The organism is Nocardioides sp. NPDC057577, from assembly GCF_042801335.1.
Taxonomy (GTDB): domain Bacteria; phylum Actinomycetota; class Actinomycetes; order Propionibacteriales; family Nocardioidaceae; genus Nocardioides.
Genome location: NZ_JBHVGB010000026.1, coordinates 24055 through 49659 on the forward strand (window position 1 = coordinate 24055; position 25605 = coordinate 49659).

General features: G+C 69.7%; 22 protein-coding genes. 10 read left to right on the forward strand and 12 right to left on the reverse strand.

Annotation, left to right across the window (positions count from 1 at the left end; genetic code table 11):
• Nucleotides 1-95 precede the first annotated feature (95 nt).
• The 6 genes from ACFU7D_RS08145 to ACFU7D_RS08170 form a co-directional block, all read right to left on the reverse strand.
• Complete coding sequence (locus ACFU7D_RS08145) at nt 96-782, reverse strand: metal-dependent transcriptional regulator (RefSeq protein WP_091042654.1); 687 nt, start codon at nt 780-782, stop codon at nt 96-98.
• Nucleotides 783-883: 101 nt separating this feature from the next.
• Nucleotides 884-1384 (reverse strand): MarR family winged helix-turn-helix transcriptional regulator, encoded by a 501-nt coding sequence (locus tag ACFU7D_RS08150; RefSeq protein WP_378865550.1) that lies wholly within the window; start codon nt 1382-1384, stop codon nt 884-886.
• The gene (locus ACFU7D_RS08155) at nt 1381-2961 is read right to left on the reverse strand and encodes an MDR family MFS transporter (RefSeq protein ID WP_378865553.1); all 1581 of its coding nucleotides are present in this window, start codon (nt 2959-2961) and stop codon (nt 1381-1383) included. The genes ACFU7D_RS08150 and ACFU7D_RS08155 overlap by 4 nt, the downstream gene beginning before the upstream one ends.
• Nucleotides 2962-3327: 366 nt before the next feature.
• A complete protein-coding gene (locus ACFU7D_RS08160; RefSeq protein ID WP_378865556.1) occupies nt 3328-5316 on the reverse strand; it encodes an ABC transporter ATP-binding protein in 1989 nt (662 codons plus the stop codon).
• 112 nt (nt 5317-5428) lie between these two features.
• Nucleotides 5429-7177: an ABC transporter ATP-binding protein gene (locus ACFU7D_RS08165; RefSeq protein WP_378865559.1), complete on the reverse strand. Its 1749-nt coding sequence runs from the start codon at nt 7175-7177 to the stop codon at nt 5429-5431.
• Nucleotides 7177-7815 carry a TetR/AcrR family transcriptional regulator gene (locus ACFU7D_RS08170; RefSeq protein ID WP_378865562.1) on the reverse strand — a complete coding sequence of 213 codons (639 nt, stop codon included), beginning with the start codon at nt 7813-7815 and terminating at the stop codon, nt 7177-7179. Before ACFU7D_RS08170 ends, ACFU7D_RS08165 begins: the two co-directional genes overlap by 1 nt.
• A 180-nt stretch (nt 7816-7995) precedes the next feature.
• Here ACFU7D_RS08170 and ACFU7D_RS08175 point away from each other — a divergent pair, with 180 nt between their 5' ends.
• The 8 genes from ACFU7D_RS08175 (at nt 7996) to ACFU7D_RS08210 (ending at nt 17577) form a co-directional block, all read left to right on the forward strand.
• A complete protein-coding gene (locus tag ACFU7D_RS08175; protein WP_378865565.1) occupies nt 7996-9705 on the forward strand; it encodes a S8 family serine peptidase in 1710 nt (569 codons plus the stop codon).
• Nucleotides 9706-9782: 77 nt separating this feature from the next.
• Nucleotides 9783-10406 carry a nicotinamide riboside transporter PnuC gene (pnuC, locus tag ACFU7D_RS08180; RefSeq protein ID WP_378865568.1) on the forward strand — a complete coding sequence of 208 codons (624 nt, stop codon included), beginning with the start codon at nt 9783-9785 and terminating at the stop codon, nt 10404-10406.
• Nucleotides 10399-11433, forward strand: a complete 1035-nt coding sequence (locus tag ACFU7D_RS08185) for an AAA family ATPase (protein WP_378865571.1) — start codon at nt 10399-10401, stop codon at nt 11431-11433. Before pnuC ends, ACFU7D_RS08185 begins: the two co-directional genes overlap by 8 nt.
• A complete protein-coding gene (locus ACFU7D_RS08190; RefSeq protein ID WP_378865574.1) occupies nt 11430-12995 on the forward strand; it encodes a hypothetical protein in 1566 nt (521 codons plus the stop codon). The genes ACFU7D_RS08185 and ACFU7D_RS08190 overlap by 4 nt, the downstream gene beginning before the upstream one ends.
• On the forward strand, nt 12992-13702 hold the full coding sequence (locus tag ACFU7D_RS08195; RefSeq protein ID WP_378865577.1) for a hypothetical protein: 711 nt from the start codon (nt 12992-12994) through the stop codon (nt 13700-13702). The genes ACFU7D_RS08190 and ACFU7D_RS08195 overlap by 4 nt, the downstream gene beginning before the upstream one ends.
• Nucleotides 13699-15582, forward strand: a complete 1884-nt coding sequence (locus ACFU7D_RS08200; RefSeq protein ID WP_378865581.1) for a hypothetical protein — start codon at nt 13699-13701, stop codon at nt 15580-15582. The genes ACFU7D_RS08195 and ACFU7D_RS08200 overlap by 4 nt, the downstream gene beginning before the upstream one ends.
• The gene (locus ACFU7D_RS08205; RefSeq protein WP_378865584.1) at nt 15575-16201 is read left to right on the forward strand and encodes a hypothetical protein; all 627 of its coding nucleotides are present in this window, start codon (nt 15575-15577) and stop codon (nt 16199-16201) included. The genes ACFU7D_RS08200 and ACFU7D_RS08205 overlap by 8 nt, the downstream gene beginning before the upstream one ends.
• Before the next feature lie 2 nt (nt 16202-16203).
• Nucleotides 16204-17577, forward strand: coding sequence for a hypothetical protein (locus ACFU7D_RS08210; protein WP_378865587.1), 1374 nt, complete (start codon nt 16204-16206; stop codon nt 17575-17577).
• Here ACFU7D_RS08210 and ACFU7D_RS08215 read toward each other — a convergent pair.
• The 4 genes from ACFU7D_RS08215 to ACFU7D_RS08230 all read right to left on the reverse strand — a co-directional run bounded on the left by ACFU7D_RS08215 (nt 17531) and on the right by ACFU7D_RS08230 (nt 22244).
• Nucleotides 17531-18841: an ATP-binding protein gene (locus tag ACFU7D_RS08215; RefSeq protein ID WP_378865590.1), complete on the reverse strand. Its 1311-nt coding sequence runs from the start codon at nt 18839-18841 to the stop codon at nt 17531-17533. The genes ACFU7D_RS08210 and ACFU7D_RS08215 overlap by 47 nt on opposite strands.
• Nucleotides 18842-19024: 183 nt before the next feature.
• Nucleotides 19025-21040 (reverse strand): beta-galactosidase, encoded by a 2016-nt coding sequence (locus ACFU7D_RS08220; RefSeq protein ID WP_378865593.1) that lies wholly within the window; start codon nt 21038-21040, stop codon nt 19025-19027.
• A complete protein-coding gene (pdxH, locus tag ACFU7D_RS08225) occupies nt 21037-21684 on the reverse strand; it encodes a pyridoxamine 5'-phosphate oxidase (protein ID WP_378865596.1) in 648 nt (215 codons plus the stop codon). The genes ACFU7D_RS08220 and pdxH overlap by 4 nt, the downstream gene beginning before the upstream one ends.
• A 56-nt stretch (nt 21685-21740) precedes the next feature.
• Complete coding sequence (locus ACFU7D_RS08230) at nt 21741-22244, reverse strand: hypothetical protein (RefSeq protein WP_378865599.1); 504 nt, start codon at nt 22242-22244, stop codon at nt 21741-21743.
• 73 nt (nt 22245-22317) lie between these two features.
• On the opposite strand from ACFU7D_RS08230, the gene ACFU7D_RS08235 reads away from it, so the two are divergent.
• Entirely contained in the window at nt 22318-23454 is a 1137-nt protein-coding gene (locus ACFU7D_RS08235) for a citrate synthase 2 (protein WP_378727826.1), read from the forward strand.
• 128 nt (nt 23455-23582) lie between these two features.
• On the opposite strand, the gene ACFU7D_RS08240 is transcribed toward ACFU7D_RS08235, so the two are convergent.
• Nucleotides 23583-23831, reverse strand: coding sequence for a hypothetical protein (locus ACFU7D_RS08240; protein ID WP_378865602.1), 249 nt, complete (start codon nt 23829-23831; stop codon nt 23583-23585).
• 18 nt (nt 23832-23849) lie between these two features.
• Nucleotides 23850-24326: a GNAT family N-acetyltransferase gene (locus ACFU7D_RS08245; RefSeq protein ID WP_378865605.1), complete on the reverse strand. Its 477-nt coding sequence runs from the start codon at nt 24324-24326 to the stop codon at nt 23850-23852.
• A gap of 43 nt (nt 24327-24369) precedes the next feature.
• Here ACFU7D_RS08245 and serC point away from each other — a divergent pair, with 43 nt between their 5' ends.
• Nucleotides 24370-25485 (forward strand): phosphoserine transaminase, encoded by a 1116-nt coding sequence (gene serC, locus ACFU7D_RS08250; protein ID WP_378865608.1) that lies wholly within the window; start codon nt 24370-24372, stop codon nt 25483-25485.
• Nucleotides 25486-25605 lie beyond the last annotated feature (120 nt).

A 25605-nucleotide genomic window follows, 5' to 3' on the forward strand; every position in this document is an offset into this window, starting at 1 on the left:
GACGTCGAGAGAATTTCACCCACGGTTACAAAAGTGGGCACGGCGTTGCCACACCGAAGACGACTCGTGGAGCCGCCTGGGGACGAAACTGCGGGTCAGAGGGCCTTGACGAAGATATGGTCCGCGGCCTCGGGGATGATCTCCGCGGTCTCCCCACCGGAGCCGAGCATGACCCCGTCGGCGGTCGCCTTGATGGCGACGGTCTGGTCCGGGGTCGCACCGACCCGGCGCAGAGCGCTCATCAGCGACTCGTCCTTCTGCATCTCCTCGGAGATGCGGCGCACCAGGACCGTGGCGCGCTCGGAGGTCGCCGCGGCCGTGAGCGACTGGACGCCGGCCATGAAGTCCTCGTCGGCGGGCTTGCCGCCGAGCTCGTCGAGACCGGGGATCGGGTTGCCGTAGGGCGACTCGGTCGGGTCGCCGAGCAGGTCGAGCAGGCGCTTCTCGACCGTGTCCGACATGACGTGCTCCCAGCGGCACGCCTCCTCGTGGACGAGCTCCCAGTCGAGGCCGATGACGTCGGTGAGCAGCCGCTCGGCGAGGCGGTGCTTGCGCATCACCCGGGTGGCCAGGCGAAGGCCCTCGTCGGTGAGCTGCAGGTGGCGGTCGCCCTCGACGGTGAGCAGACCGTCGCGCTCCATCCGGGCGACGGTCTGGGAGACCGTGGGGCCGGACTGGTGGAGGCGCTCGGCGATGCGGGCGCGCAGCGGAACGATTCCCTCTTCGACCAGCTCGTAGATGGTGCGGAGGTACATCTCGGTGGTATCGATGAGATCGCTCACGGGCTAATCCTACATCCTTGAATCAGTCAGAAAAACCGAACCCAGCAGGGTGTGTCCCGAGCGAAGTCGGCCTGCAGGAGAGATCATCGCTGCGCGATCCCCTAGGAGCCCTGGCGTTCTAGGGCTTCGTTGTATCTGGCAAGCATAGCGCTGAGCCCGTCGATGTCGTCGGGACTCCAGTCGGCCAGCCGGTCGTTGAAACGTACGCGGCGCTCCCGGGTCACCCGGTCGAGCCCGTCGCGAGCCTCGGCGGTCACCGAGACCAGGCTGGCGCGCCCGTCCTCGGGGTCGGGGTGGCGCTCGAGCAGGCCCAGGTCGATCATGGCCTGCACCATCCGGCTGACCGCTCCCTTGTCGATCCCGAGTCCGTCGACCAGCGCGGAGGCGCGCACCGGACCACGCTCGGCGATCCAGGTCAGCATCATGTAGCCGCCGGGCGGCAGATCCGGGTGAATCATCCGGCCGCGTGCCTTCATCGCCCGCTTGGCCCGCCACACGAGCACACCGACCTCGGACTCGAGCCGGCCGAGCGAATCGGCGCGAAGGCCCTCGTCGATCTGCTCGCCCTGGGCGGCGTTGTCCATGGCTGGCACCTCTGTCATCTCCGGCCGGCTCCTCCCGCCTCGAGCTCCGCGGCGACCTCAGGAGCGATCTCGTCCTCGGTGAGGTCCTCGATCGTAGTCTTGAGCGGAACCTCCTTGATACCCAGGATCGCAACCAGCGCGATGACCGCGCAGGGGATGGCCACCAGGAAGAGATCGGCCGTGGCGACGGCGAAGGCGTGCTCGTAGAGCGCCTGCATCGCGCTCGGCATGCTCGCCGGGTCGGCAAGACCACCGCTCTGCAGGCTCTGGAGCTCCTCGGGGGTGACCTTTCCGCTGGCCACGAGCTCGGGGATGCCGTCGGTGATGACGTCCTCGACCCGGTGGGAGAGCACAGCGCCGAGCGCGGCGATGCCCATCGAGCCGCCCATCGACCGGAAGAAGGCCACGACCGAGGACCCGGCACCCATGTCCTTGCTGTCGAGGTTGTTCTGCACCGCGAGGACGAGGTTCTGGTTGGTGGCACCGACACCGAGACCGACGACGGCCATGAAGGCGCCGACCAGGGCCAGGTTGGTGTGCTCGTCGATCGTGCTGAGCAGGTAGAGCCCGATCGGCAGCATGATGCCGCCGAAGACCAGGTAGCGCTTCCAGCGCCCGGTGGAGCTGATCAGGCGTCCGGTGACCATGCCCGCGCCGGAGAGCCCGAGCACCATGCAGATCGACATCAGGCCGGCGTGGGTCGGCGTCATCTCGCGAGCGGTCTGGAAGTACTGCTGCAGGTAGACCGTCGCCCCGAACATCCCGGCACCGACGAAGAACGAGGCAAAGGTGGAGAGGACCATCGTGCGGTCCCGGAAGAGACGCAGCGGGATGATCGGCTCCTTGGCGAACCTGCCCTCGACCAGGATCGCGAGGGCCAGCACGACGACGCTGCCGGCCACCAGGGCGTACGACGTCAGCGAGGCCCACTCGAAGGAGCTGCCGCCCAGGGTGACCCAGATCAGCAGCGTCGAGACGCCGGCGACCAGGAGGAAGGCGCCGAGGTAGTCGATGCTGACCTCGCGGCGTACGTGCGGGAGGTGCAGAGTCTTCTGGAGCAGGATGAAGGCGACCACGGCGAACGGCACGCCGACGTAGAAGACGCCGGGCCAGCCGACCGGGGAGTCGACGATCACGCCGCCGACCAGCGGGCCGATGACCGTCGCCAGGGCGAAGACGGCACCGATGTAGCCGGAGTAGCGGCCGCGCTCACGCGGGGGAACGATCATCGCGATGATCACCTGGATCAGCGCGACGATGCCACCCATGCCGAGGCCCGCGATGACGCGGCCGGTGATGATCACCGGCATCGAAGGCGCCAGTCCACAGATCGCCGAGCCGACGATGAACAGGCCGAGGGCGACCTGGACCAGGACCTTCTTGTTGTAGAGATCGGCCAGCTTGCCCCAGATCGGGGTGGTCGCGGTCATCGCGAGCATGCTCGAGACGACGATCCAGGTGTAGCCGCCCTGGGTGCCGTCGAGGTCGGTGACGATCCGCGGCAGGGCGTTGGCGACCGACGTGCTGGACAGCATGGCGACGAAGAGCGCCATCAGCAGGCCGGAGAGGACCTCCATGATCTGGCGGTGGGTCATCTGCGGCGCCGCGATGGCTTGCGAAGACTGCTGGGACTCTGACAAGTGTGGACTCGGCTCTCACGCGAATTGGTTGAACATTGGCAACCAATGTACGTCGGATTAGTTGCTAAACACAACTTGTCGCCCGGCCGTCAAAACGGGGCGACCCGCAGGCGGGCCTGGTGGCCAACCCGGTGGATGAGTCCGGTACGCCTGCGGGTCGGGTGGCTGCCGTTGGATTGCCAGCCCTTATCCATAGTTGGAGAAGCTGCTAGCGAGCAGCCACCTCACGCATCCAATCGTTCTTCATCTGATCGGATCACCTCCTTTCCCGTGTGCCTCAACGGTAGGCGCCGGGCCGCACCGGGATCAAAGGGTTATTTCTCAGGCCGGCTCCTCCACGAGAGCGTGGCTGAACTGCGATTGGTAGAGCTCGGCGTACGCGCCCTTGGCCTCGAGCAGCTCGGCATGGTTGCCCTGCTCGACGATCGCGCCGTCGCGCATGACCAGGATCAGATCGGCATCGCGGATCGTGGAGAGCCGGTGGGCGATCACGAAGGACGTACGGTCCGAGCGCAGCGCCGCCATGGCGTGCTGCAGGAGCAGCTCGGTGCGCGTGTCGACCGAGGAGGTGGCCTCGTCGAGGATCAGCAGCGACGGCTCGGCGAGGAAGGCTCGCGCGATGGTGACCAACTGCCGCTCGCCCGCCGAGAGGTTGCCGCCCTGGTCGGTGATCAGGGTGTCGTAGCCGTCCGGCAGCGAGTGCACGAACCTGTCGACGTACGTCGCCCGGGCCGCCTCGAGGAGCTCCTCCTCGGTCGCGTCCGGCCGTCCGTAGCGGATGTTGTCGCGGATCGTGCCCTCGAAGAGCCAGGTGTCCTGGAGCACCATGCCGGTGCGTTCGCGCAGGTCGGAACGGGGGATCGAGGCGATGTCGACGCCGTCGAGGGTGATCCGGCCGGCATCGAGCTCGTAGAACCTCATGATCAGGTTGACCAGGGTGGTCTTGCCTGCCCCGGTGGGCCCGACGATCGCGACGGTCTGCCCGGGACGGGCCACCAGGGACAGGTCCTCGATGAGCGGCCTGTCCTCGTCGTAGGAGAAGCTGACGTGCTCGAACCGGACCTCGCCGGCCCCGGCTCCGCTGCGGGTGGCGCCGACGTCGGGCGACTGCTCCTCGGCGTCGAGCAGCTCGAAGACCCGCTCGGCCGAGGCCACGCCGGACTGGAGCAGGTTCATCATCGAGGCGAGGGTGGTGATGGGCTGGGTGAACTGGCGCGAGTACTGGATGAAGGCCTGCAGCTCACCCAGGCTCAGGGCTCCGCTGGCGACGCGGAGCGACCCGACCACGCAGACCACCACGAACATCAGGTTGCCCACGAACATCATCAGCGGCATCAGGATCCCGCTGATGAACTGGGCCTTGAAGGATGCGGCGAAGAGCTTGTCGTTCTCCTCGCCGAAGGTCTTCTCGACCTCCTCCTGACGCCCGAAGACCTTGACCAGGTCATGGCCGGAGAAGGTCTCCTCGATGTGGCCGTTGAGCTTGCCGGTGTGGCGCCACTGGGCCACGAACTGGCCTTGCGACCGCTTCATCACCGCACCGGTCACCACCAGCGAGACCGGCACCGCGAGCAGCGCGATCAGGGCCAGCACCGGGCTGATCCAGAACATCATGAACAGCACCGTGACCAGCGTGAAGAGAGCGGTCAGCACCTGGCTGAAGGTCTGCTGCAGGGTCTGGCTGATGTTGTCGATGTCGTTGGTGACGCGGCTGAGCAGCTCGCCTCGCGGCTGCTTGTCGAAGTAGGACAGCGGGACGCTGTGGACCTTCTTCTCGACGTCCTCACGCAGGCCCTTCACGGTGCCCTGGACGACCGAGTTGAGGATCCAGCCCTGCACGAAGGAGAGCACGGAGGCGACGAGATAGACGGCGAGCACGATCATCAACGCGTTGCGCAGGGCGTCGAAGTCGACGCCGTGGCCGGGGTTGACGTAGTCCATCCCGGAGAGCATGTCGGCGAGCTTGTCGTCGCCCTGGGCACGCAGACCCTCGACCGCCTGCTCCTGGGTGACCCCCGCCGGCAGCTCCCTGGAGAAGACACCGCCGAAGATGATGTTGGTCGCCTTGCCCAGCAGCCACGGGCCCAGCGACATCAGCGTCACGCTGATCAGGGCGAGCACGATCGTGGCGGAGGCATGGATCTTGTACGGCGCCATCCTTCGCAGCAGCCGTTTCGCCGAGGGGACGAAGTTCATCGCCTTGTCCCCCACCGCGCCGCCCGCGCCCATCGGGCCCGGGCCGCCCTGGGGACGTACGATCCGCTCGGTCTTCTTCATCTGGCCGTTCTGGCCGGCCTTCTGGTCGCTCATGCCGCGGCCTCCTCGGATGCTGACCGAGTTACCTCGGTGTGGATGCAGTTCCCTCGTGGAGTTCCGCGAAGGAGGTAACCGTTCACCGAGTTACCTCGGTGAGCATTCAGCCTCATGCCGCGGCCTCCTCTGCGCTGAGCTGGGAGGAGACGATCTCCTGGTAGGTCGGGTTGCCGGCGAGCAGCTGCTCGTGGGTGCCCTCGCCGACGATGGCGCCGTCCTCGAGCACGAGGATCTTGTCGGCGTCGCGGATGGTGGAGACCCGCTGGGCGACCACGATGACCGTGGCGTTGCGGGTCTCGGGGGCGAGCGCAGCACGGAGCCGGGCGTCGGTGGCGACGTCGAGCGCGGAGAAGGAGTCGTCGAAGAGATAGATGTCGGGCCTCCTCACCAGTGCCCGGGCGATGGCCAGGCGTTGCCGCTGGCCACCGGAGACGTTGGTGCCGCCCTGGTCGATCTCGGCGTCGAGACCGGTGCCGCCCTCGGGGGCCATCCGCTCCACGAAGTCACGCGCCTGGGCGACCTCGAGCGCGTGCCAGAGCTCCTCGTCGGTGGCGTCCGGCTTGCCGTGGAGCAGGTTGGACCGGACGGTGCCGGTGAAGAGGAACGCCTTCTGCGGCACCAGTCCGAGGGAGCTGCGCAGGGTGGCCGGGTCGAGGTCTCGTACGTCGATCCCACCCACGCGAACGGCTCCGGCCGTCGCGTCGAAGAGCCGCGGGACGAGGCCCAGCAGGGTCGTCTTGCCGGCGCCGGTGGAGCCGATGATCGCGACGGTCTGCCCGGGCCTTGCCTCGAAGGTGAGGTCGTGGAGGACGGGGTGGTCGGCGCCGGGGTAGGTGAAGCCGGCTCCGGTGAAGTCGACGTGCCCGTGCCGGGAGATCTCGGTGACACCCGCCGCCGGCGGGGTCACGCTGGTCTGGGTGTCGAGGACCTCGGCGATCCGGTCGGCGCAGACGGCGGCGCGGGGCACCTGCATGAGCATGAAGGTGCCCATCATGATCGACATCAGGATCTGCATCAGGTACTGCAGGAACGCGGTCAGCGGGCCGACCTGCATCAACCCGTCGTCGACCCGGATGCCACCGAACCAGATCACCGCGACGCTGGCGACGTTGATGACCAGCATCATCAGCGGGAACATCGTCGACATCCAGCGCCCGGCCCGCAGCGCGACGTCGGTGAGCTCGTCGTTGGCCTTCGCGAAGCGCTCGGTCTCCTGACGCTCGCGGACGAACGCGCGGATCACCCGGATGCCGGTGATCTGCTCGCGCAGGATGCGGTTGACCGCGTCGATGCGCTCCTGCACCTTGCGGAAGTTGGGGACCATGCCACGCACGACGACGGTCATGGAGACGAGCAGCGCGGGGATGACGACCGCGAGCAGCCAGGAGAGCCCGGCGTCCACCTGGATCGCCATCACGACACCGCCGACCATCATCATCGGCACCATCACCGCGAGCGTGCAGGTGAGCACGGCGAGCATCTGGACCTGCTGGACGTCGTTGGTGGTCCGGGTGATCAGCGACGGGGCGCCGAAGCGGCCGACCTCGCGAGCACTGAAGGAGCCGACCTTCGCGAAGATCGCAGCCCGCAGGTCGCGCCCGAAGCTCATCGAGCTCCGGGCGGCGAAGTAGACGCTGGTGATCGAGGCGAGGATCTGCACCAGCGCGACGCCGAGCATGATCGCGCCGATCTGGAGGATGTAGCCGGTGTCGCCCTCGGCCACGCCCTTGTCGATGATGTCGGCGTTCAGACTGGGCAGCAGCATGAAGGCCGAGGTCGAGAAGAGCTGCAGGATCGCGATGACGACCAGGAATCTCTTGTACGGGAGCAGGTAGTCCCGCAGCAGTCGAAGGAGCATCAGGGGGTCTCTCTGGTCTCTCTGATCAGGATGCCGCCGAGCAGCACGTCGATGACGTCCTCGCTGCTCAACGGCTGGTTCGTTCGGTTCAGACCGGGGAGCCAGGCCCCGATCGTGAGGCTGCGCAGCACCTGCGCGGCCTTGCGTGGCGGCAGCCGCAGCTCGTTCTCGTGCGGCTCGAAGACGAGTGTCGTCAGGTTGTCGATCAAGGTCTTGTTGGCCTCGATGAGGAACTTCGGAGGACCGTGCTGCGGACGTACGCCTTCGGGGTCGGTCTGCTCCATCACGGCCGAGCGCACCGCCATCATGACGAGGACACCTCGCTGGGAGGACGCGGCGAGCAGGTCGATGACGGCCCGGAGCTTGTCCTCGATGTCCGCCTTGCCCTCCACGACGTCGGCCATCGACTGGCCGGCCCGGACGGGGTTGAAGACGTTCTCGGCGACGGCCCGGTAGAGCTCCCGCTTGTCGCGGAAGTGCCGGAAGATCGTGCCTTCGGCGACTCCGGACGCCTCGGCGATGAGCCTGGTCGTCGTCGCCGTGCCGTGCTCGATCAGCAGCGTCTCGGTCGCCGCGATGATCGCTGCGCGCCGGTCTGCTGCGGGAATCGGCTTGGCCCGCGTACGTCGTTCGTCCACGTCGACGAGCATAAGTGAGTGAGCACTCACTCACAAACCAATTATTGGGGGGATCGTCCCGCCAAACCCTGTTCGAGCCGATGCCGACTAGGGCATGCTGGGTCGCTATGTCGGGCCGACAAGGGCCATGGCAGCGGTGGTCCCGACAATCTCGGCCACCGGATCCGGAATGGAGACAGCATGCGTAGGTTGTTGACAGGCGCGACTGCAGTCGCGCTGGGGGTCACCGGCACCCTCGTCATGGCGAACTCGGGCAACGCCACCTCCGACCAGGAGGTCCGCTATGTCGTGGCATACGCCGAGGGATCCTCGGCCGCCAGCGCCCGTGCCGCGGTGAAGGCCGCGGGGGGCGAGATCGTCTCGGAGAACAGTGACATCGGGGTCGCGACGGTCACCGCGGGCGAGGACTTCGCCCAGGCGGCCAACGCCTCGAGCGCCCTCGTCGGCGCAGCCCAGGACAGGATCGTGGGCGCCACCACCCCTGACGCGGCGAGCAAGGCCCGCAAGCAGGACGTGTCGAAGGTCGAGACCGAGTTCCGCGGCAGCAAGGGCACCGCGCCCAAGGCGCCGAAGCCCAAGGGCAAGACCGAGCCGCTCTCCGGTCTGCAGTGGGACATGGCCCAGATCGACGCCGCGGCGGCCAACAAGACCGAGCGCGGCAAGGGTGTCCGCGTCGGCATCCTGGACACCGGTGTCGACGGGTCGCACCCCGACATCGCCCCCAACTTCGACGCGAAGCTGAGCCGCAACTTCACCACCGACATCCCGGTCGACGCCAACGGCGCCGTGGTCGACGGTCCGTGCGAGGACGAGCCCGACGCCTCCTGCACGGACGCGGCCGACGTCGACGAGAACGGCCACGGCACCCACGTCGCCTCGACCATCGCCTCCCCGGTCAACGGCGTCGGCATCTCCGGCGTCGCCCCGCAGGCCGACATCGTCAACCTGCGCGCCGGCCAGGACTCCGGCTACTTCTTCCTGCAGCCGTCCGTCGACGCGCTGACCTACGCCGGCCGCAACGGCATCGACGTGGTCAACATGAGCTACTACGTCGACCCGTGGCTGTTCAACTGCACCAGCCACCCGGCCGACTCCGCCGCGGACCAGGCCGAGCAGGCCACGATCATCACCGCGATGCAGCGTGCCCTCGACTACGCCCGCGCCCGTGGCGTCACCCTCGTCGCGGCCGCCGGCAACCAGGCGATCGACTACACCAAGCCGCAGACCGACGCGAGCAGCCCCGACTACGCCAGCGAGCCCGGCGAGGCCGCCTACGTCCGTGACCTGCTCGACCCGGAGTCGTGCATCTCGATGCCCACCGAGGGCAACGGGGTCATCGCGGTCAGCGCCACCGGTCCGTCCGAGCGCAAGTCCTACTACTCCAGCTACGGCAACGGCTTCGTCGACGTCGCGGCGCCTGGTGGGGATGCGTACGACACGGCCGACGGCACGCGCGACTACGCCGCCACCATCCTGGCCGCCTACCCCTACGACCTGGGCGTGGCCGAGGGTGCGATCGACCCGGCGACCGGCGAGGTCCTGGTGCCGTGGGCGGTCGCGGACTGCTCCAGCGGTGAGTGCTCCTACTACCAGTACCTGCAGGGCACTTCGATGGCCTCCCCGCACGCCGCTGGCGTGGCCGCGCTGATCGTCGGCAAGTACGGACACCACGACCGCTCCGGCAAGACCCTCTCGCCCCGTACGGTCGAGAAGATCCTGCGCAAGTCGGCCACCGACAAGGCCTGCCCGGTGCCGGCCGACTTCACCTACGTACGCCACCTGCCCAACGGCACGACGGCGACTTCCACCCACACCTGTGAGGGTGGCAAGGCGCCGAACGGCTTCTACGGCAGCGGCATCGTCGACGCCAAGGCGGCGGTCGGTCGCTGACCTCGTCTGAGGACCTGTGAAGGGCCCGGATGCTCATCTCGAGCATCCGGGCCCTTCGATTCCTTTAAGGTTCGGCCATGCAGAGTTGGTTGGTCGCGCACTGGGTCGAGATCGCGGGGGTGGTCACCGGGGCGGCATGCGTGATCCTGGCGGCGCGGCGGAGCATGTGGACCTATCCGATCGGGATCGCGAACACTGCTCTCTACCTGGTCGTCTTCGCCGAGAGCGCGCTCTATGCCGACGCGGCGCTGCAGGTCATGTTCATGGTGCTCTCGGTGACCGGTTGGGTCGACTGGGCCATGGCCCGGCGGCGGGAGTCGGAGGCCCACCTACGCCGTGACGAGGCGTTCGTCGGTGTCGCCTCGCCCCGCACGCTCCTGCTCCTGGCGCTCGGGTTCCTGGTCGCGCTGGCGGCGATCGCGTACGTCCTGCACGCCTTCACCGACTCCACGACCGAGGTCCCGGACGCCGCCGTCACCGCGGGCAGCGTGATCGCGCAGATCATGCTCAACCGGCGCTGGTGGCAGTGCTGGCTGGTCTGGCTGGCCGTCGACGTCGTCTCCGTCGGCCTCTACGCCTACAAGGGGCTGTGGCCGACCGCGGTGCTCTACCTCGGCTTCTGTGTGATCGTCCTGGTCGCGCTGCGGGACTGGCGCCGGGTGCTCGTCGCCCCGCGCGAGCCGGAGGTCGCGGGTGTCTGAACGGTCCTACCGGCACGGGCTGGTGCTCGGGAAGTTCTACCCGTTCCACGCCGGCCACCAGGCGCTCATCCGTGCGGCCCTGCGCGCCTGCGACCGGGTCACGGTCGAGCTCCTCGGCTCGCAGGTGGAGACCATCCCGCTCGAGGTGCGCGCGGAGTGGCTGCGCGAGGAGCACCCGACCGCCCACGTCGTTGCCGCGATGGACGAGGCCAGGGTCGACTTCGACGACCCGGCGGCCTGGGACGAGCACATGGTCGTCATCTCCGAGCTGCTCCCGGCCCCGGTCGACGCGGTCTTCTCCTCCGACGCCTACGGCGAGGAGCTCGCCCGGCGGCTGGACGCGACCTGGGTCCAGGTCGATCCCGGACGGGCGTTCAATTCCGTGTCCGGCACGGCGATCCGTCGCGACCCGACCACCCACTGGGCAGAGCTGCCCGCTCCGGTCCGCGCCTGGCTCACCGAGCGGGTCGTGGTGCTCGGCGCGGAGTCGACCGGGACCACGACGCTGGCGTCGAGCCTGGCCGTCGACCTCGGGACACACTGCGTCCCGGAATACGGTCGGCTCTGGTCCGAGATCCGCCCCGGCGGTCTGTTCACGCCTTGGCGCAGCGACGAGTTCGACCTGATCGTGGACCGGCAGATCGGCTGGGAGGACGCCGCCCGGCGCCGGGTGCCGAAGCCCGTCCTCGTCTGCGACACCGACGTGCTGGCCACCACGCTGTGGCACGAGCGCTACGTCGGCCCTGCCCCTGCCCACCTGGTGGCTCGTGCCGCCGTGCACCGGCCGGTCGCCTACGTCCTGACCGGGGACGAGATCGACTTCGTGCAGGATGGCATGCGCGACGGCGAGCACGTCCGGCACGGGATGCAGGAGCGGTTCCGCGAGGTGCTGGCCGAGCAGCCGGTGCCGTGGATCGAGGTCCGCGGGTCGGTGGCCGAGAGGCTCGCCGCGGCCACCGCGTTTCTCGAGCCGCTGCTCGGGGCGAGCAACCGGATCGGACCGTCATTGGAGGAGCAGCAGAGATGAGCGATCGTTGGCAGAAGACGTCGGCGTCGCCGACCGTGCCGCACGTGCAGCACGGCGGGCCGCGCGACGGGCTGACCGCCGCCGACCTCTTCAGGTCCCCGGACGAGACCGTGGAGCTGGACGAGAAGCTGCGGCGTACGTACTTCTGGCTGGTCAACAAGGCGGTGATCTCGCCGTTCTACGACGTCGAGTTCGACGCGGCGAAGGCCAACCGGTTCCCGCTCGGCGACGCCGGGGCGGAGATCACGCTGCCGACCCAGCCGGCCTACTCCTCCAACGTGCTGCTGCCGCTGCTCACCTTCGCGGTCGGCGGGAAGTGCCTGATGATCGGCGGGCCCGGGCGCGGCAAGACGACGCTCGCGGTGCTGATGGGGGTGCTGTCCGGGGAGACCCCGGAGGACGTACGCCGCCACCTGCAGCAGGGGCAGCCGCAGCTGACCGTGTCGGACCTGGTCGGGCTGCCGCTGCCGCGCGACCTCGTCTCGGCGGGGTCGCTGGCGGAGATCACGATCGCCTGGAAGTCGTGGCTGATCCGATGCGTCAAGATCGTCGACGAGTACAACCGCATCCCCACCAAGACCCAGTCCGCGCTGCTCACCATGGTCGCCGAGGGGTATGTCGAGAGCCACGACCAGCTGCGCCGGACGGCGCCGGAGGCGGGTGTCGAGAGCTGGTTCTTCACCGCCAACGACGACTCCGGCGGCGGCACCTTCCAGGTCATCCAGGCCCTCAAGGATCGGCTCGACGTCACCGTGCAGGCGTTCGGCTTCAACGGCCGCTTCTTCGACGAGCTGGTCACCCGGGTCGAGGCCGGTGAGCGGCCGGAGGAGCACGTGCCGGCCTCGCTGGTCTTCTCCCCCGACGAGCAGACCACGATGCTGGCCGCCATCCGGGCGGTGCCGCTGCCCGCGGACGTACGCCGGAAGCTGGAGTACTTCACCGGGCAGTTCGAGTTCGTGCAGCACGGCGGGCGGCGCTTCGAGTACCGCACCAAGGACGTCGTCGCGACCGCCGGCGGCGACGTGAGCGCGGTCATCGACGCCAACTCCGGCGCCGACCTGGTCGTCGACCTCGGCGCACAGACCCTCAACGGACTCTCCGTCCGAGCACTGCAGACCCTGATCCTGTACGCCAAGGCATCGGCGTGGTTCCGCGGCGCCTCCTCCGTGGGGCTCGACGACGTACGCGCCATGGTGCCGTTCGTGCTCCGCGGGAAGCTGCTGCCCAACCCGCAGCACCCGCGGTTCGAGGCCGGCGACAAGGAGCTCGCCCACGACCCGGCCTCCTGGCTCGTCGACCTCTTCGACACCGCGATGAAGCAGTTCGTCGCGCTCGGGCTCGAAGGTGCCGACCCCGTCGGCGACCTGCTCGCCGAGCTCGGCGGCGGGCTGGACGGGCTCGACCGGCTGACCGTCTCGCAGCGGCTGACCCGGATCGAGTCGGAGGTCGGCAGGATCTCGAAGGTCGGCAAGATCTACGGCCGCGACTACGACGACCTGGTCGCGCTGAAGTATCTCCACCAGCGCTACTCCAACTACCTCCACTGGCTGGAGGGGTCATGATCCGGCGCCCTGGGCATTCGGTGAACGCCTCGCTCCGGCTCGGTGCGGCGTCGTTGCCTGCTGTGGCTGGTCTCGATCTCGACCTCGCTGCCGCGAACGTCGCTCGCTGGGGCGGAGATCAGGGTCTGTACGCCACGTTGCTGGCCGCCGCGCTGGCGGCTCCGTCGGCGGATGCTCACCGAGGCGATGTCCTGAGCCTGTCGAAGGGTACCTCGGTGAACGATCCGGCGCTCGTCCAAGATCTCGCCGCAGTCGCCGCCTGGCGAGCAGGCGTCATCGGCCTGCGTACGGACGCGCTCCGCGCCGTCTCCGACCTGTCGGATGCCGGGCTGGCCGACGCGGTCGGCGCGACGCTCGGGATGCCGGGCACCGAGGTGGCCGGATTTGCCGAGGGGCAGCGTACGGACCGGTTCTTCTGGCCCGCCTGGCAGCACCTCGACCGCGCCTATCTCCTGGCAAGGATCGGCGGGTTCGCCGGGCTCGGCGGGCCGTGGCTGGCGCACCCGGGTGACGTCATCGCGGCGGGTGAGGGGCGGTGGCTGGTCGAGGTCGGCGAGGAGCTGTGGCAGGTCGACGCCGACCTGTTCGGCCACTCGGTCTCCCTGGCGAGCGACGATCCGGCGGACTCTGACGCAGGCACCGCCGGCATCCGGGTGGTCAGCGTGCCCACGTCCTACCTGCTCGAGGTCGTGCGGGAGGCGGCGTGAGGGCGCCGACCGCCGCCGAGCACGAGGCCTGGGAGCAGGCCCTCGACCTGTGGGGCGTGGACCTCCACGACCCGGTCGTGCACACCCGCTCCGACCAGGGCAGCTTCGCCTGGTTCGGGTTCCCACCCGAGGTCAACGTCGACCCCGGCGAGCTCGCCCGCCACGGCGGAGAAGGGCATCTGACCAGCGTCTTCGCTCACGAGATCGGTCACCACGTGCTCTCCCCGAGCACCCGGGTCGACTCGCTGAAGATCCGTCAGCAGATGGCCCGGGTGATCGACCTCTACGACCGGCGGCACCGGCTCGACCTGGCCGCCGCGAGCGGGTTCTGCGCCAACCTGTGGTCCGACATGCTGATCAACGACCGGGTCATGCAGCTGCAGCGCGCCCGGCTCGCCCCGGACGAGACCCCCGACATGGTGCAGCTCACCGAGGCCCTTGCGGCGCCCGCGCTGGCCAAGGGGCTGCGCGGCGCCGACGACAACGAGCTGTGGTGGGTGGTGCAGCGGGCGTACGAGCTGCTCTGGCGGCTCCCCGAGGGCACCCTCGCCTGGCCCGATCCGCCGGTGGGGTGGAAGGCGGCCTACGAGCAGGAGATCGACCGCCTCCGACAGCAGGTCAAGAACCAACGTCGCAAGACCCCGCCCAAAGAGCGCGCGGACCGGTGGCGGGCCCAGCGGGAGGTCGCGCAGCGGGAGCGTGATCTCGCCGACCTCGAATACGACCCGCGGGCCGGTCTCGACCCGGCTCATGACGCGACGACGGTGGCCGACGTGGTGCGTACGCTCGCCGCCGACCCGGTGAGCGGCGCGGTGCCGTGGGCCATGGTGATGGTGCCCTACCTGCTGCTCGGCTTCCAGGGCACCGGATGTCACGAGGACTCGCCAGGCGCACCCAGCGCGGCCGAGCTCGCCGGAGCGGTCGGCGACCCGCGGCTGCAGAAGCCGTTGGTCCACCCGGATGACGCCGAGGTGGTCGTCGCGGAAGGCGAAGCGGGCGGCAGCGGTTCCGACGGCAGCGGACAGGCGCTCGGACTGGCCCGGACGCTGGAGCTGATGGCCGGCGCCGACCCCCATGCGGTGATGGCGGCCTGGTACGAGGCCGAGGCCCGCCCCCACGTCGCGCCCCTGGTGCAGCGCGGGCTCGCCCCCGCCGGGCCCGTGATCCCCGGTCCGCTGGAGGAGTGGGAGCTCGGCGACGACCTGGCCGACCTGGACTGGCCGGCGACGCTGACCACGGGAGCGGTGTTCGTGCCTGGGGTGACCACCCGAAGGCGTACGTTCATCGCGGACGAGCCCGAGGTCGACCACGAGCCGGTGCTGCTCGACCTCTACCTCGACTCCTCGGGGTCGATGACGAACCCTCAGAGAGGATCCGCGGCGATCGTCGCCGGCACGATCCTGTCGCTCTCGGTGCTGCGTGGCGGCGGGCGGGTGCGGGTCACCTCATGGAGCTCCGCCGGGCAGGTCGCCGGCGACAGCGCCTACACCCGCGACCGGGTCGAGATCATGCGCCAGCTGACCACCTACTTCGGCGGCGGCACGACCTTCCCCCTGGACCTGTTGCGCGCCCGCTATCCCGAGACGCGACGGCCCGGCGACGGGCAGCGCCACCTCGTGGTCCTCTCCGACGCCGGCCTCGACACGTTCCTGGGCCGCGGCCAGGAGGAGTACGCCGACGTGGCCGCCTCCGTGCGACGCGTGATCGACACCGGGTCGCTGATGATCATCGGACACTGGCGCGGGCAGTCGCGCGAAGAGGCCGAGCGGCTCGGCTACGACGTCGCCGAGATCCCGGACGTGATGCAGGCGCCCGCGGCGTGCGCCGCGCTTGCCGAGCGGATCGCCGCCTACACCCCGGAAGGAGCAACCCGTGGCTGACGAGGAGCTGTTCGAGGCCTGGCTCGACGAGGAGCTCGACCCCGACGCCGCCTGGGACGGGCTGGCGCCCGGGCCGTCGGTCGACGAGGTGATGGCCCGGATCTCGACCACGCCGTCGTGGTTCCTCGACGACGCCGTCGACATCGTGGCGCTCGCCGGGGACGTGCTCGACACCTCCGGCGGGCCGTTCATCACAGCGGCCCGGAGAGTGGCGGCGACCGGGAAGACGGTCGCGCGGCAGGGAGCCGGGGTCGTCCTGTGGCTGGTCGCCTCCCAGGAGCTTGCGGGCCCGCTCTCGGCGGCGTTCCGCGAGGACCGGCTCGACCGGGCTCTCCTGACCCTCTCGATGCGCGTAGCGGCGGTCGTCGAACCGCAGCGCTGGGTCGAGGAGTCCGAGCGCCGGGAGGAGGCGGCGCGGACCTTTCTGCTGTGGAACGGGCAGCTGCCGGCGCGCGAGGACGAGCGCAACGCCCGCGCGCTGTTGTCCCGCCTCGACTCCGCCGCCCGCGCCGAGGCGCTCGAGCGGGCCCGGCGCGACCGGGAGCACCGCTCGGAGATCCGCAAACGCCTCGAAGATGCCCGTGCGCGTGAGGCCGCCAGCCGCTACAGCCCGGAGTGACCGTGAGCGAGACACCGGACCCGCTTCACCTGGCCGAATACACGCCGATGGCCTCGGCCGCCCTCACCGACGCCGAACGCTGGCCCGGTCTCTCGGCTGCAGGACAAGCCCGGCTGGCCGCGGCGGACACCCACCCCGCAGCGCCGCGATGGCGGCACCGGGTCGGCCACCGACTCACTCCGGCCGAGCAGGAGGCGGCCCGGTCACAGCTTCCGCTCGCGGGCTGGCTGAAGCAGCACCTGGCGGTGGCGCGGTCACTGCCTGCGTACCGTCGGCATCGGGGGCCACTCGACACGCTCGGCGACTTCCCGCTGATCACCCGCGAGAACTTGGTCGCGGACATCGGCGGGTTCGTGCCGCTGGACGCCGACTACGGGCGGATGCTGCACGGCACGTCCTCGGGAAGCACCGGGGCGGCGCTGGTGATGCCGGACGATCCCGACGAGCTGGCCCGCGGGTTCCACTGGCTCCGTGACCTGATCGCCGGCCTGACCGGCGGCTGGGCGCCGGATCCGGAGCGGTTCGCCGTGGTGCAGGTCGTGTGGCAGCGCCAGGCGTTCACGTACGTCTCGGTCGCACCCGGCTTCGGCGAGAGCCTGGTGGCGCGCGTCAACCTCCATCCCGGCGAGTGGCCGACGGCGGACCAGCGGGCGTTCCTGGGCGACGCCGACCCGCAGGTGATCTCCGGCCACCCCACGTCGCTGGAGCATCTCCTCGACCTCCGCGACGTCGTACGCCCGATCGCGATCGTCTCCTCCGCGATGGCGTTGAGCGCGACGCTGCGCGCGGATCTCGAGCACACCTTCGCGTGCCCGGTGATCGACGTCTACGGGCTGCACGAGACCCGGCCGGTGGCGGTCAGCACCGACGGCGGCCCATTCGTCGTCGCCGACCGCTGGGTGCACGTCGAGATCCTCGCCCCCGACGGCTCTCCGGTCCCTGAGGGGCAGATCGGCGAGATCGTCGTCACCGCAGGTGAGAATGGCTTTCTGCCGTTGGTCCGCTATCGCACCGGCGACACCGGCCGCCTGGTCCACGTCGGCAACCGGCCCGCGATCGACGCCCTCGAAGGACGCGAGGCCACCGTCTTCACCACCCCGTCCGGCGCCCCGGTCCCCTGCGTCGACCTCACCCAGCACCTCCAGGACGCCGGCGCCCGCGGCTGGTCGGTCGAGCAGGCCGCCGACGGCACCGTCGTCGCGACCATCGCCGGCGGCGACGCGGCCCTCGCCGAAGAACGCCTGACCACCATGCTCGCCCGCGACGTCACCGTCCACCGCGTCGACACCCTCGCCGACCTCGGCAAGGGCAAGCCCCGCCGCTACCGATCTAGCGCCACGCATCCAGAAGGTCGTCGGCAGTCCAGACCTTCGTGAAGGCCGCCTCCGGCTCGGCCCCGGCCGGACAGACCCCGACCAGATCGGTGCGTGGGTCGGCACCCGGGACAGCCGCCGAGTCCCGCGCCAACTGGTGCCGGTCTCGCTCGCTCAGCGGCTTGTCCGTGCGCCACTTCACGGTGCCCACGAACGCGATCTGATTCGCGGGGCGCGTGTCCGCACCGACCAGGTCGATCTCGGGATTGTTGCTGCGTGGCCACCAGCCGCCGACGGCCCGCACCTCGGGCCACTCCTCACGACCGAGTCTGAAGACGGCATCCCGAACGACCGGCTCGATCACCCGTCCACGCCACGACGAGTAGCCGCTGCGCACCCTCGCGAGCGCCACGTCGGGGCGGCCCGAGTCGACGTCGAGCAGAGAGGGCTCGACGAAGGCCAGCCAGAACTTCAGCGCCGGATCAGCGATCCGATAGCGCCGGTCCTTCGACGCGGACCTGGTCGAGAGTGGCTCGTCGGCGACGGTCACCCGTTTGCCCGCGAGCAGGGCCAAGGTGCGAGTCAGCGTCCCGCTGACAGCGGTCGGCCCCAGAATCCCTCGCTGGATGGAGGTGAACGTCCGCTCCCCCTGGCCGCCGATCGCCCTGAGCACCTGCCGGGCCGCGCTTCCTTCTCCGAACTCCGAGTCGAGGATCCGTGAACCGTGGACCATCAGGGCACTGGTGGAGTGGCTGAAGCTGTCCGTCAGGAAGTCGTCGAGAGTCATTCCCGGCTCCCACTCCTGTGCCACGAGCGGCTGGCCACCCGTGACCAGGTGGGCATCGAAGGCATCGGCCCCGCGCGTGCCCGTCATCTCCGCGACATCGCTCGGCGACAACGAGTGCAGCACCATCTCCGTCGCCCGTCCGTGGAAAGGCTCCTCCGGGCCGGTCAGCCGCTCCATCATCCCGAGGTCGCTACCGAGCAGAAGAAGGAGCACCGGCTTGCGGGACAGGTGCAGATCCCATGCGCGCTGGAGCTCGCCACCTCCGCCCGGCGTCGACTCCAGCAGCCACGGGATCTCGTCGAGGATGACCACCGATGCCGTGTCGTCGGGGAGCAACGTCGCGAGCTGCTGAAGGGCGGTCGTCAGACTCTGGCCCGACATGCCTCGGGCAAGATCGGCCATCGGCAGGTTCGAGTCCGCGATCGCCTCGTAGAAGGAGGCCAGCTCCTGAGCCAGCGAGGCGCCGCGGGCGGCCTGAAAGTGGACGTACGGCACCTGCGCGCGGGCGACGAACTCGGCCGCCAGACGGGACTTTCCCACGCGGCGCCGACCCCGGATCAGCATTGCGACTCCCCGGTCGAGCCGTCTGCCGCGCCTGACCGCCGCGAACTCACGGTCGAGGGCAGCCAGCTCTCGACCTCGCCCTACGAACATGCGCCACCTCACCCTCAGAGAATACTTTCACCAATGATTGTATCGTAAGTGATAGTAATCTTTGGACGATCAGGAAACCTCCCGGATGACCGCGACCTGACCCGCGCGGACCAGGTGGGGGCCGCCGTCGTTGCCGGAGAGCAGATCGGTCCCGCGCACGGGGACGATGACCGCCTCGTGGGTGTGGTTGATGACGAAGACGTACGTCCCCTGCTCGCCGACCCGCCGGATCGCCTCGACGCCCTCGGGGAGGCCCCCGACGACCGGCTTGGTCGAGGTGAAGATCTGGGTGGCCAGGGTGTCGAGGGCGTCGGGAGCGAGCTCGGTGCCGACGTACCAGGCGGTGCCCTTGCCCACGCGTCGACGCGTGACGGCCGGGTCGCCGGCGCAGTCGCCGGTGGCGTACGCAGCCACGACATCGGCCCCGACGGCACGGCCACGCTCGCTCCAGATCGCGCCGGAGCCGTAGGCGGTCAGCGGGATCTCGTCGCCCTCGGGAAGCGGGCAGAACTCCTCGATCCGAACCCCGAGAAGGTCGGACAGCGCGCCCGGGTAGCCGCCCAGCCGGATGTGGTCGTTCTCGTCGACGATCCCGGTGAAGTAGGTCGCGACGAGCGTGCCGCCGGCCTCGACGAACGCTGTCAGACGCAAGACGGTCTCGTCGGTGAGCAGGTACTGCACGGGCAGCACCACCACGTCGTAGCCGTCGAGCGGGTCGGCGACGCCGATGATGTCCACACCGAGGTTGCGTGCCCAGCAGGCCTTGTGCCAGGCGCGGGCGGTCGCCATCGGGTCCACGTCGACCGACGGGTGCGAGTCGAAGGTCGCCGCCCACCACGAGTCCCAGTCGAAGACGATCGCGACGCTCGCTTGCCCCACCCGGGTGCCGGCGACCTCCGCGATCGCGGAGAGATCAGCCCCGAGGCGTACGACGTCTCGCCACAGCCGGCTCTCGGTGCCGGCGTGCGGGACCATCGCGGAGTGGAACTTCTCCGCGCCACCGCGCGAGGCGCGCCACTGGAAGAACAGGGCGCCGTCCGCGCCGCGGGCGACGTGCTGGAAGGAGTTGCGGCGCATCTCGCCGGCGGTCTTGGCGATGTTGCGCGGCTGCCAGTTGACCGCGGAGGTCGAGTGCTCCATCAGCAGCCACGGTTCGCCGTGGGCCCAGGAGCGGGTCAGGTCGGCGGTCATCGCGAGCTGCGGGGTGCGGTCCTCGTCGGCGGCGATGAGGTAGTGGTCGTTGGAGACGAGGTCCCCGACATCGACCCAGCTCCGGTAGTCGAGCGACTTGCGGAACCCCATGAAGTTAGTGGTCAGCGGCTTGTCGGAGTGCGCCCGCACCGCCGCCGCCTCGACCCGGTAGATGTCGCGGATCTCTTCCGAGCAGAACCGCCACCAGTCCAGCTGCTGACCGGGATTGGCGAAGTTGCCGTAGGAGACCTGGCGCGGCGGCCCGATCTGGTCCCAGCTGGTGTAGCGCTGGCTCCAGAAGGTCGTCGCCCACGCCTCGTTGAGCCTCTCGACCTCACCATGACGGTCCTGCAGCCAGCGGCGGAACGCCACCGCGCTGGCCTCGCAGAAGCAGTGGTCGTTGTGGCAGCCGTACTCGTTGTTGACGTGCCACATCACCACCGCCGGATGGTCGTCGTACCGCTTGACCAGCTCGGTGACGAGGGTCGTGGCGGCATCGCGGTAGGCGACCGACGAGGGACAGTACGCCTGGCGCGCACCGAACGCGCGCGGGTTGCCGATCTGGTCGACGAGCGTCGCCTCCGGGTGACGCTCGAGGAACCACGGCGGCGGGCTCGCGGTCGCGGTCGCCAGGTCCACGGCGATCCCGCCGGCGTGCAGCTTCTCGAGCACCCGGTCGAGCCAGCCGAAGTCGTAGGTCCCAGGCGTCGGCTCCAGCAGCGCCCAGGAGAAGATCCCCACGCTGACCAGGTTCACCCCGGCCTCCCGCATGAGGCGTACGTCCTCGTCCCAGACCTCCTCCGGCCACTGCTCCGGGTTGTAGTCGGCGCCGTAGGCGATCCGCCCGCCCAACGCCTCGGTGACGCGTTGCATCCCCGTCAGTGGACTCGTCATGGGGCCAGCCGCTCCGTGCGCCACGTGTCGCCCTCGCGTCGGTAGACGAGCCGGTCGTGCATCCGGCCGGGCCGCCCCTGCCAGAACTCCACCGCCGCCGGCTCGACCCGGTAGCCACCCCACTCCTCGGGCACCGGGACCGGCTGGTCGTCGAACTCCGCCTCGACCCGTTCGTACGCCGCCGCGAGCTCTTCGCGCCCGGTGACGACCCGGCTCTGGTGGGAGGCGTGGGCGCCGAGCTGGGAACCGCGCGGGCGCTGGCAGAAGTAGGCCTCGACCTCGACGCGGGGCACCTCGTGGGCGATGCCGTCGATGCGTACCTGCCGCTCGAGGGGATGCCACGGGAAGAGCACCGCGATCCGCGGGTTGGTGGCGAGATCGGCGCCCTTGCGGGAGGCGGTGTTGGTGAAGAACGTGAAGCCGTCGGCCGAGAAGCCCTTCAGGAGCACGAGGCGCGAGGAGGGCGCGCCTTCGGCCGAGACGGTCGAGACCACCATCGCGTTGGGCTCGACGATGCCCGCGTCGCGAGCCTCGGCGTACCACCTCTCGAACATCTCGAACGGGTCTGCCGCGAGGTCGCCCTCGGTCAGGCCGTTGCGCGTATAGGACTCGCGCGCGGCCGCCAGCTCAGCTGAGAGATCCATGGTCTCAACCTATCGACTCCGTCACGCCGCCAGCGCCGGACTCAGCCCATGCGGACTCAGCCCATGAAGGTCTTGACCTGCGTGCCCGACTCGTCGAGCTTGTCACCCAGCTGCTCCAGCGCCGCGCCGACCTTCGCCAGGAGCTCGGCGATCGTCTCGAGAGAACCGGAGAGATCATCGAGCGCCGAGCCGGCGCCGCCGATCTCCTTCGCAGCGCTCGCGATCGACTTGGCCGGACCGTCGGCCATCGGCACCCGCCCGAGCCCCTCGGCGACGTCGGCGAGCCGGTCGACTCCCTTGGAGATCGCCGCCGAGATGCCACCCAGCGAGGTGGCGACGTCGCCCAACGTGCCCTTGACACCGTTGGCACCATCCCCGACCAGCACGGCGCCGGCCTCACGGGCGCGCCCGCCGGCGGCCTCGAGGCCCTCGCCGAAGGAGTCGAAGAGCTTCGGCAGCCGCTCGACCGAGGCCAGCACGTCCTTGTTCTCGGTGATCAGCGTGATCACCTTGTCGATGTCCTTGGCGTTGAGACCACCGACGAGCTTCCCCAGGTCCATGCTGGTGACACTAGCGTCGCGCCGCCTCCCGCGGCCGCGCCCCACGCCCGGGGCGAAGCCAGGATGCGGCACAATGCCCAGTGACATCAGAGGAACGGAGAAGGCAGTGAGCCAGGTACAGCACGGTCTCGAGGGCGTCGTGGCCTTCGAGACCCAGATTGCGGAGCCCGACAAAGAGGGTTCGGCCCTCCGTTACCGCGGGGTCGACATCGAAGACATCGTCGGCCGGGTTCCGTTCGAGAACGTCTGGGGTCTGCTGATCGACGGCTCATACGGCCCCGGGCTGCCGCCCGCGGAGGCCTACAACCTGCCGGTGCACACCGGTGACGTGCGCGTCGACGTCCAGGCCGCCATCCCCATGCTCGCGCCCGCCTTCGGGTTCGGGCAGACCTACGACATCTCCGACGAGCAGGCCCGCGAGGACCTCGCCCGGGTTGCCGTCATGGTCCTCTCGTACGCCGGCCAGTCGGCCCGCTCCATCCACCTGCCGGTGGTGCCGCAGCGCGAGGTCGACAAGGGCAGCACCCTGGCCGAGAAGTTCCTGATCCGCTGGCGCGGCGAGGCGGACCCCGCCCACGCCCACGCGATCGACGCCTATTGGTCCTCGGCCGCCGAGCACGGCATGAACGCCTCGACCTTCACCGCCCGGGTGATCACCTCCACCGGCGCCGACGTGGCCGCGGCCTTCTCCGGCGCGATCGGCGCGATGAGCGGCCCGCTGCACGGTGGTGCCCCCTCGCGCGTGCTCGGCATGATCGAGGACGTCGAGAAGTCGGGCGACGCCGACGCCTATGTGAAGGGTCTGCTCGACTCGGGTGAGCGGCTGATGGGCTTCGGCCACCGCGTCTACCGCGCCGAGGACCCGCGTGCGCGCGTCCTGCGCCGCACCGCCCGCGAGCTCAACGCACCCCGCTTCGAGGTCGCCGAGGCCCTGGAGAAGGCCGCGCTGGCGGAGCTGCGGGCCCGCCGCCCCGACCGCGTCCTGGAGACCAACGTCGAGTTCTGGGCCGCGATCGTCCTCGACTTCGCCCAGATCCCGGCCAACATGTTCACCTCGATGTTCACCTGCGCCCGCACGGGTGGCTGGTCCGCCCACATCCTGGAGCAGAAGAAGACCGGCCGGCTGATCCGGCCCTCCGCCATCTACACCGGCCCCTCCGCTCGCCCCGCCGACGCGATCGAGGGCTGGAACGCCGACTGGGGGAAGTAGAGCCCCGCTGACCCGAGGAACCGACCGGCCGAGCCGGTCGGTTCCTGCGTCTGTGCGGCGAGCCGTCGAGGCGCTTGGCCGTGCAAGACCACGAGATCGTCGTCCTTGCAGTAGCCGAACGGCTCGACTCAGCCTCGATTCCGTTGGAAGAGCGTGGTGATCTCATCGAGCGCTTGCGCCAGCTCGTCCGAGACCTCGCCGGTCTCGAGCGCCTCAGCAGACATGTCGCCGCCGGCTTCGACGTCACTGAGCAACGCCCCCACGGCACGCTGGACGAAGTCAGCCACGCTGTGGACGGTGCCATCGGCGACGAGCTCACGGATCATCTCGAGCTCAGGCGCCGACAGTGTGATCACGATCTGCTCAGCTTCTGCCATGGCAAGGAGCGTACGCCTTCAGACGAGTCGCTTGGCCATGCAGACCACGAGGTCGTCGTCCTTGTAGTAGCCGAACGGCTCGACGTCGACGTAGCCGTTGGCCGCGTAGAGCCCGATGGCCTCGTGCTGGAGGCCGCCGGTGGTGAGGACCATCGCCTCGAAGCCGGTCTCGCGGGCCGAGGCCTCGACGTGGGCGAGCATCCGCTTGGCGAGCCCTTGACCCTGAGCCTCGGGCACGACATACATCCGCTTGATCTCGGCGGTCACCTCGGCCCCGAGGGCGGACTCGCCGGAGCGTCGCCAGGCGCCGGAGGCGACCGGGACGTCGTCGAGGTAGGCCAGGAAGTACGCGCCAGCGGGCGGCTCGAACATCTCCGGCACGGTCGGGTCGTAGTCGGGTTCACCGTAGCGCTCGACGTAGAACTCCTGGACCCGGTCGACCAGCTTCTGGGCATCCGGGTGGTCGTACGCGACCCGGCGAATCTCAACAGACACGTCGGTATTCTGGCCGATGCCCGCAACTTGCGAGAATGGGTTTATGACGCTGCAGATCCCCGCCGACCTCCTCCCCGCCGACGGACGTTTCGGCTCCGGGCCGTCCAAGGTGCCCACCGGGCGCCTGGAGGCGCTCGCCGCGACCGGGGTGTCGGTGATGGGGACCTCTCACCGGCAGCAGCCGGTGAAGGATCTCGTCCGCCGCGTCCAGACCGGGCTGGCCGACCTGTTCTCGCTGCCGGAGGGCTACGAGGTCGTCATCGGCAACGGCGGCTCGGTGGCGTTCTTCGACCTGGTGACGTACGCACTGGTGCGCGAGCGCAGCCAGCACGCCGTCTTCGGGGCGTTCGGCAAGAAGTTCCTCTCCGCGGCCGAGGCGGCGCCCTGGCTGGCCGATCCCTCGGTGATCTCGGCCGCCCCGGGGTTCTTGGCCGTGCCGACGCACGAGGACGACGTCGATGTTTACGCCTGGACACATAACGAGACCTCGACGGGCGTGATGGCTCCGGTCGTACGTCCCGCCGGCGCCGGTGCGGACCAGCTCACCATCGTCGACGCGACCTCGGCCGCCGGCGGGCTGCCGCTCGAGGTGACCCAGAGCGATGTCTACTACTTCGCGCCGCAGAAGTCGTTCGCCTCCGACGGTGGTCTGTGGCTGGCGCTGCTCTCCCCCGCTGCGATCGCACGGGCGGAGGAGATCGCGGCGAGCGGCCGCCACATCCCGTCGTTCTTCTCGCTGACCGAGGCGATCAAGCAGTCCCGCAGCGCGCAGACCGTCAACACGCCCTCCGTCGCGACGCTCTTCCTGATGGCCGAGCAGCTCGACTGGATGAACTCCTCCGGCGGGCTCGACGCGATGGTCGCCCGCACCACCGCCTCCTCCGACGCGCTCTACGCCTGGGCCGAGAAGGCTCCGTACGCCCGCCCGTTCGTCGAGGACCCCACCCATCGCTCCCTCGTCGTCGGCACCGTCGAGCTCGACGCCGGCATCGACAAGGACGACCTGCGCCGCATCCTCTCGGAGAACGGCGTCGTCGACCTCGACGCCTACCGCGGCATCGGCACCAACCAGCTTCGGATCGCGATGTACCCCTCCGTCGACGCCGCCGACATCGAGGCCCTCACCGCCTGCATCGACTGGGTGGTCGACCGCCTCTGACCCACGCCCCCGCCGAGTCGGGCGCCCGTCCGCCCCGCTGGTCGAGCCGCGAGGCCGCCTGCGGCCGAGCGTGTCGAGACCAACACGGTGCGATCTAGCGCGGAGGTCACCGTGTTGGTC